Annotated in this window: 6 protein-coding genes and 1 pseudogene; 5 read left to right on the forward strand and 2 right to left on the reverse strand. The window is 36.3% G+C overall.

The genetic code is table 11. The annotated features are described in order from the left end of the window. Nucleotides 1–271: 271 nt before the first annotated feature. Nucleotides 272–1,814, forward strand: a pseudogene (locus tag PCY14_RS07140) (IS1182 family transposase). Here PCY14_RS07140 and PCY14_RS07145 read toward each other — a convergent pair. Further along, nucleotides 1,730–2,338 (reverse strand): CoA pyrophosphatase, encoded by a 609-nt coding sequence (locus PCY14_RS07145; protein WP_164376600.1) that lies wholly within the window; start codon nt 2,336–2,338, stop codon nt 1,730–1,732. The pseudogene PCY14_RS07140 and the gene PCY14_RS07145 sit on opposite strands and share 85 nt — an antisense overlap. 162 nt (nt 2,339–2,500) lie before the next feature. Here PCY14_RS07145 and PCY14_RS07150 point away from each other — a divergent pair, with 162 nt between their 5' ends. From PCY14_RS07150 to PCY14_RS07160, 3 genes are read left to right on the forward strand one after another with little or no spacing between them, the layout of a single operon-like run. Beyond that, nucleotides 2,501–2,827 (forward strand): PadR family transcriptional regulator, encoded by a 327-nt coding sequence (locus tag PCY14_RS07150; RefSeq protein ID WP_002888166.1) that lies wholly within the window; start codon nt 2,501–2,503, stop codon nt 2,825–2,827. Beyond that, nucleotides 2,814–3,398 carry a DUF1700 domain-containing protein gene (locus tag PCY14_RS07155; RefSeq protein WP_021152677.1) on the forward strand — a complete coding sequence of 195 codons (585 nt, stop codon included), beginning with the start codon at nt 2,814–2,816 and terminating at the stop codon, nt 3,396–3,398. Before PCY14_RS07150 ends, PCY14_RS07155 begins: the two co-directional genes overlap by 14 nt. After that, entirely contained in the window at nt 3,395–4,231 is an 837-nt protein-coding gene (locus PCY14_RS07160) for a DUF4097 family beta strand repeat-containing protein (RefSeq protein ID WP_239499741.1), read from the forward strand. Before PCY14_RS07155 ends, PCY14_RS07160 begins: the two co-directional genes overlap by 4 nt. 38 nt (nt 4,232–4,269) lie before the next feature. Here PCY14_RS07160 and PCY14_RS07165 read toward each other — a convergent pair whose 3' ends face one another. Beyond that, the gene (locus PCY14_RS07165) at nt 4,270–6,639 is read right to left on the reverse strand and encodes a YhgE/Pip domain-containing protein (protein WP_042772022.1); all 2,370 of its coding nucleotides are present in this window, start codon (nt 6,637–6,639) and stop codon (nt 4,270–4,272) included. A 128-nt stretch (nt 6,640–6,767) separates the two neighbouring features. On the opposite strand from PCY14_RS07165, the gene PCY14_RS07170 reads away from it, so the two are divergent. Next, nucleotides 6,768–7,307, forward strand: coding sequence for a TetR/AcrR family transcriptional regulator (locus PCY14_RS07170; RefSeq protein ID WP_002888160.1), 540 nt, complete (start codon nt 6,768–6,770; stop codon nt 7,305–7,307). The last annotated feature ends 174 nt before the right edge of the window (nt 7,308–7,481 follow it).

A 7,481-nucleotide genomic window follows, 5' to 3' on the forward strand; every position in this document is an offset into this window, starting at 1 on the left:
TAACACACTACTCTCCTCGTATCAAATGAAGTATAAACAGTCACTCCTAACTATGAAGTTGACAAACTTGCTAAATACCTACCCGATGGCCTATTTCAGAAATGAATTTCACTTCTTTTCCCCTATTAAACAATCTAACTAATAACAAAAAGATCAACAATAATATGTTGATCTCAGATTGAAGACAAAGTCCTCAGAAGTTATACTTCTGGGGACTTTTCTTACTTCAAAGGAGTATAATGAAAGAAAAGGTATTTGATGAGGTACTCCTATGTTTCACAAAGATAATCCTGAATATAATCGTCGTCAAGTAGGTTTCTATACACTTGATGAACTTGTGCCTAAAGACCATTTTCTAAGAAAAGTTGAAGAAACGATTGATTTTTCTTTTATTTATGATGTTGTTGAGGATAGTTATTCTTCAGATAATGGTCGCCCTAGTCTAGACCCTGTTTTGTTAGTTAAGATTCCTTTGATTCAATGTTTTTATGGCATTCGTTCTATGCGCCAAACTATCAAGGACATTGAAGTAAATACAGCTTACCGTTGGTTTCTTGGCTTATCTCTGGACGATAAGGTACCTCATTTTACAACTTATGGTAAGAACTATAGCCGACGCTTTCAAAATAAAGAATTGTTAGCCCACATTTTTAGTCATGTGCTTCATCAAGTTTTGGAAGCGGGGCTCATTGATCCCTCAGAAATCTTCATCGATGGGACACATATCAAGGCAGCTGCTAATAATCATAAGTACAAAAATGTTGTTGTTGATCAAAAAGCTAAATTCATGAGTGAACAACTGGATGTTGAGATTAATTTAGACAGGAAGAAGCATGCAAAAAAGTTCTTAAAGCCCGCCAAAAAAGGCGAGGCTAAATCTAAGAAACAATCAACGACTGATCCAGATAGTGGTTGGTTTCACAAGGGAGAACACAAGGAAGTCTTCGCTTATAATGCTCAGGTAGCTTGTGATAAACATGGTTGGGCCTTGGCTTATACAGTTGAAGCAGGTAACATCCATGATAGTCAGGCCTTCCCTGCTCTGTTTGCCAAGTTAGAACCCTTCTCCCCTGAATTCATTATTGCGGATTCAGGCTACAAAACACCTAGTATTGCCAAGTTTCTTTTAGAAAAAGAGATTACGCCAGTATTCCCTTACACTAGGCCAAGAGGTAAGAGAGGCTTTCTTTGTCTATGACGAGCATTTTGACTGCTATCTTTGTCCAGAGAACCAGGTATTAACTTACCGTACAACGACACGTGAAGGTTATAGAGAATATAAAAGTAATCCCGAAATTTGTAAGACCTGTCCCTTGTTAGCGATTTGTACTGAAAGTCGCCAGCACCAAAAAGTTGTTGTGAGTCATATTTGGAAAGATGCCTTAGAAATCTGTGAAGATATCCGTCATCAAAGTGGGATGAAGGAACGGTACCAACACCGGAAAGAAACGATAGAACGTTTATTCGGAACAGCTAAAGAATATCATAACTTGCGTTATACCAGAGAAAAAGGAAAGTCCAAAATGGAAGATAAGGTTGGGCTTACTTTGGCATGTCTAAATATCAAAAAATTGGTAAAAATGATGGTAGGAAAGACCTGTTATTTTACCCAAATATCTCAATATTATTGGATTATAGGAGAATTAGGTAAGAATATAAAAAAGACAAACATCAAAAACGATGTTTGTCTTCATTCTGAGATCAACAATAATATGTTGATCTTTTATTTTCAATCTAAATCTTTCAAAATATCTGTAAATCTATGTGTAAACATAGCTGTCATCCCCCATATATTTTCTGTCAAGTTTCTGTAAAAAGGAATATGACGTTCACTGTACCCAAAATTATATCTATCTCTGTTTTTTACCAGGAAAAATGGGAAATCTTTCGCATCACTCAAGGTAGAAGTCACTGTATAATAAACTGGATTTTCTGTCAACAGGGTGTCAATATCTACTGTAAACAGACGAGCCACTTCTTCATTAGGTGAAATATCTTCCCAATTATCTATATTCAGTTTTCCTACAAAGCAATGAACGGTTCTCCCCTGATGAACAAGATAGTCTATCTCTCCCCAAATATCAATTTGATTAGGAACTATATTTAATTCCTCACAAGTTTCTCGTATGGCGGCTTCTTGAAAAGTCTCGCCATCTTCGGCATGTCCACCTGGAAAAGAAACTTCTCCCGGCTGAGAAATATGTTCACTTCGTACTTGATAAAGAACCTGATACTTCTCATTTTTTTCATTGTATAGCAAAGGTAAGAGTACTGCATAGCGACCAGTTTCTCCCAAGGGCTTAGGCTCATAGTGAGCCAATTTATCTTTAATAATCATAAGAACTCCTTAACTTCATCTTATCATAAAAAACAAGATAGCCCTATTATATAAAATTTTTATATATAAAATATTGACATATATTTCTAAAAGAGGTACACTCAATATGTAAAATAATTATATATAATTTTTATACATATCCTAAAAGCGAAGGAGTAGACTATGTATTTTCCAACATCATCAATCCTGATAGAGTTCTTAATACTGGCTATTATCGATAGAGAAGACTCCTATGGTTATGAGATCAGTCAAACCATAAAACTTGCAGCTAATATCAAGGAATCAACACTTTATCCTATTCTTAAAAAACTTGAAAAGGCCGGCTATATGACGACCTATAGTCAAGAATATCAAGGTAGAAAACGTAAATACTACAGTATTACCTCGGAGGGAAAAGAACAGTTAGAATTTCTTAATAAGGAATGGTTAACCTATAAAGAAACTCTGGACGGTATTGTGGAAGGGAGATTAAGACATGACAAAGACTGAATATCTAGCCAAATTAACAAAATATCTACGAAAATTACCACAAAAGGACTACGAAGAAGCTCTAGAATATTTTATGGAGTACTTTGAGGAGGCTGGACCTGAAAATGAAGCTCAAGTTATTGCAGAATTGGGTACACCTAAGGAAGCCGCTCATGAAGTCATCACTCGTCTGCTTGATGAAAAGATTATTGAGGATAAGAGCAGCTTACGCAATAAAACGACTATCCTTTGGATTGCTATCCTAGCTGTTTTAGCCAGTCCAGTCGCCTTACCAATTTTACTATTCTTCTTAGCTATGCTAATGACACTTCTTATGATTATTTTCGCAGTCATAGTGACTGCCTTAGCTCTTACCTTTGCCTTACTCATTAGTGGTGTTTACACTTTCTTTACAAGCTTCTCTCTCTTAAGTGTTTCACTGGCTTCAACACTGTTTGGAGTAGGTCTAGGACTGTTGATGTTTGGGGGAGCGCTCTTACTACTTTTGGTTTCATTTGAAATCTGTAAACTTATTGTAAAGCTAATTACTCTATTGATTAAATGGCTCATCAGGAAAGGAAGAAAATCATGAAAACTTGGAAAAAAGTCGTCCTTGGAATATCTCTCATTTCTGTATTCTTAGGTGGGGGATTAGCAATTTGGGGCTACAGCCATGGAGCCTTAACTGATTTACAAAATCAGCCCAAAAATGATCTGGATTTTGTAAAGAAAGAAGTTAACGACTTCAATCGAATGGATATAAAAAGTAACAGCTACAATATCCTTATTAAAACTGGAAATGTTAGTAAAGCAACTATCACTTATTATCAAAAAAAGAAAAATCCAATTGACATTACTGTAAAGGAACGTCAATTAAGCATCAACGAGAATTATTCTGATAAATCTCTAACTTCCCATAATCATTTCAACTTATTCGGATTAAAAGATTTAATAAATCTATCTACTCTCAACGAAAGCAATACCATAATCATTACACTCCCTAAAAAACAAACGATTGATTTTCTAAAGGCAGATTTGGCATCTGGAAATTTAGATTTAAATAATAGCACAATTAAACAGTCAAATATTGACCTTAAAGTAGGTGACCTAACATTTACCGAGATGACTGTTAATAACTTAAAGGCCCATCTTGCTGTCGGTAGTGTTGAAAGTAATGATACGCTTTTCGCTAACTCTGATTTATCTATTACATTAGGGGATTATACCGGTAACAACTTGGTATTTAATGGGCATAACAAGCTTGATGTTACTTCAGGTGACGTTGAAATAAGTCTTAAAAATCATACTGTTAATGTTCAAGCTGACAGTCATTCGGGAGAAACAGAGATTACGAATAACCTTAAGAACTCAAAAGACAACACACTTACCATTACCTCTGATCTAGGTGATATCTACATCGAATAACGTAAAAAAGTCAGCTCTAATTAGAGCTGACTTTTAGTTTATACATTCTCAGACTTTGGTCTATAAATAACAATACCTACAACTACAAAAATAAGTAAGAAAATGAATAGCATGCGTACCTGATTTGAGATTTGTCCTGTCATAGAAATCGTTTGACGAAGACCTGACACGGAGTAAGACATTGGTAGGAATGGTTGAACGACCTTAAAGAACTTAGGACTTAGTTCAATCGGATAAGTTCCTGCACTAGAACCTAGCTGCAAAAGTAGCATAATCATGGAAGCAAATGCACCATATCTATCATCCCAACCTACAAGGGCTGTAACCAGAGCCATCAAAGTCCATGCTGCAAGGAGAATCATACCAAATGTAGCTAATGGATGATTTGGTACAACCCCCACAAATCGAATAGCAATATAAAGGGCAATAGCAGCCATTGTCGTAATAATACCATTGATAAATAACTTATTCTTAGCCCAGTCAAAACGGCTAGTAAAGTTTCTTCCTGTCAAACTCTTAGCAAAGATGACATTGGTTGAAAGAGCTACAACCATAAGAGAAACAGAAATCATATACGGAGCCATTCCCACACCATTTGTGTCAACCTTATCCTTATCTGTTTTCTTCTCATTGAGCGGAGCACTAACCATTTTTGCATTGTCTGATTTTACCGAAACAAGAGATAGTTGCTGATTAGCCTTATTTAACGAGTCAGACAATGTAGATAGGTTTGTTGACAGACTTGTCAATCCACTTGTCAAAGTATTTCCTCCGGTTGCTAATTGTTGGGCACCTGTATTGAGAGCATTTGTACCATTTTGAAGACTGGCAAATCCAGACAACAAGCTACTACTATTAGCATCTAGAGTTTGAGCGCCACTGGCAATTGTTGACACAGCACCTGTGTAGGTTGACAAACCTGTTGAGAGATTGCTTGCACCTGTAGCTAAAGTACTTTGAGCTGTTGACACACCTGAGGCAACCTGACTTGCTCCAGGTGACAATTGATTGACAAGTACTGAATTGAGACTAGCAATATTAGATTGCATTGATGATACAGTCGATGAGGCTGCTGGAAGAAGGGCATTGGCTGAACTAGCAATACCTGAAATCGACGTTTGTAAAGTAGCTAAATTACTTGAATCTCCACTACCTGTAGTTGTCGTACCTGTCAAGCTAGATAAAGCTGTTGACATACTTGACACATCTGTTGCAATAGTTGAAGCATAACTACTAGCTGTCGATCCTGCATTACTAATTGCTGATGTAATCTCTGCTTGTTGATCTGCTGTCAAGCTCTGATATGCAGCTGTTCCTTGTACCGCAGCTAAATCGTTCGCTTTGTCAGTGGCACTAGCTGTGGCTATAGAGCTAGCTGCAGAAGAGATATTTGAAAGATAAGTCGCTATTGAACTTGTATCTACTGATGTTGTTGATGTTCCACTAGGTAATGATGTATTACTTACTGCTGTATTAAGATTTTGAATTGCTGTATTCAAATCAGTTAAATTAGTTGACAAGGTTGACAACTGTGCTTGCTGTTCTTCAGATAAACTTGTTGCTGTAGCCATTTGACTAAGTGCTGTAGACAAAGAATCTGCACCAGTTACCAGAGCGTTCATAGCTTCTGCACCTGAAGCAAATTGACCTGCAGCAGAATTGACAGCCTCAGAGTTACTATTTAACTGTGACAAAGCACCTGACAAAGTTGACACACCTGAAGTATAAGCAGATGCGCCTGAACTCAAGGTATCTACACCTGTCGCCAATGTTTGTGTCGAACCAGCAAGAGTTCCTAGGCCATTTGATAAGGTTTGACTTCCAGATTGAAGTGCACCTGCACCTGCATATAATTGACTGGCCCCATTCGCTGCAGTTCCCATACCACCCTGAAGTTGAGACATGCTCTTAAAGACAGCTCCAACATAAGTTGATGTAATATTTTTAGAAACGGTATCCTTTAACTTAGATATGGCAGAATCGCTCATTTTTGAAGAAACGAAGCTATGTCCTGCTGTTGTTTGATAAGAAATTTCCAGTTTCTTAGGATCATTAGTCAAAAGGCTTGCTGCATTACTTGAGAGGTTTTCTGGGAAAGTAATCACCATATAGTAATTACCATCATCTATTCCTTTTTGTGCCTCCTTTTCAGTCACAAAATGATAGTCCAGATTTTTATTTTTAGACATATTGTCTACCATATCATGACCAATATTTAGAGTTTTATTCTGAAAACTAGCACTCTTATCTTTATTTACTACCGCCACTGGCAAATGTTTGACATTGCCATAAGGATTCCACATAGAAGATAAAAAGATTAGATTATACAAAGCGGGTATCAATGAGACCCCAATAATAGTTATCCATAGCTTTGGACTTTTAAGAAGAGCCTTTAATTCTGCTAACATATTTCTCCTTTTTAGACAGTGTGTTTATTTTTATGATATAATCAATTATAAACTCATTTATATGAAAATCAATATTAAAGAATTATTTTTTGGACACAACGTCTAAAAGTGTATAAAAGGAGAAACATATGACACAAGATCAACGGCGCGAGCAAACTAAAAAAGCACTTTTAGATGCTTTAGTAATATGTCTTAAGGACCAAGATTTCAATGAGATTACAACTATTCGTCTAGTTCAAACAGCTGGGATTAGCCGTTCTAGTTTCTATACTCACTACAAAGATAAGTATGAGATGATTGATAGTTATCAAAAAGAGCTTTTTCATAAACTAGAATACATCTTTGATAAATATGAAGGAAAGAAAGAGGGAGCCTTTCTCGAAATCTTTGATTTTCTCACTCGTGAAAAGCTCCTGTCAGCTCTATTGTCTACAAATGGATCAAAAGAAATTCAAGATTTTCTGATACATAAACTTCAGCGTATGATAGCTGAGGACTTCATTGTCCCTACTGCTGAAGAAAGGGCTCTCAAAGGATTCGAGAAAGACTATGCCAGTATTTATTTTGCGCATGCTATTTTTGGCGCTTGTCAAGCCTGGATAAATAAAGGAAAAAAAGAATCTCCTCAAGAAATGACAGACTTTCTTCTACGATTTATTCCTCAATAAAGCAATATATAGAAGTACACAAAAAGCTGCTTTAACCATCTCAATGGTTGATACGTACCGTGTCAAGTAGACAATTGAAATAAATAAAATGTGAGGAACCAGGTTGCTTTGGGTTAAGCAGTCTGGTTTTTCTTATCGGCAATAGTTTTCCAGTAATCTCTATATTTTTTAGAT

This window comes from Streptococcus sp. SV2 (assembly GCF_030440175.1).
Classification (GTDB): Bacteria; Bacillota; Bacilli; order Lactobacillales; family Streptococcaceae; genus Streptococcus; species Streptococcus raffinosi.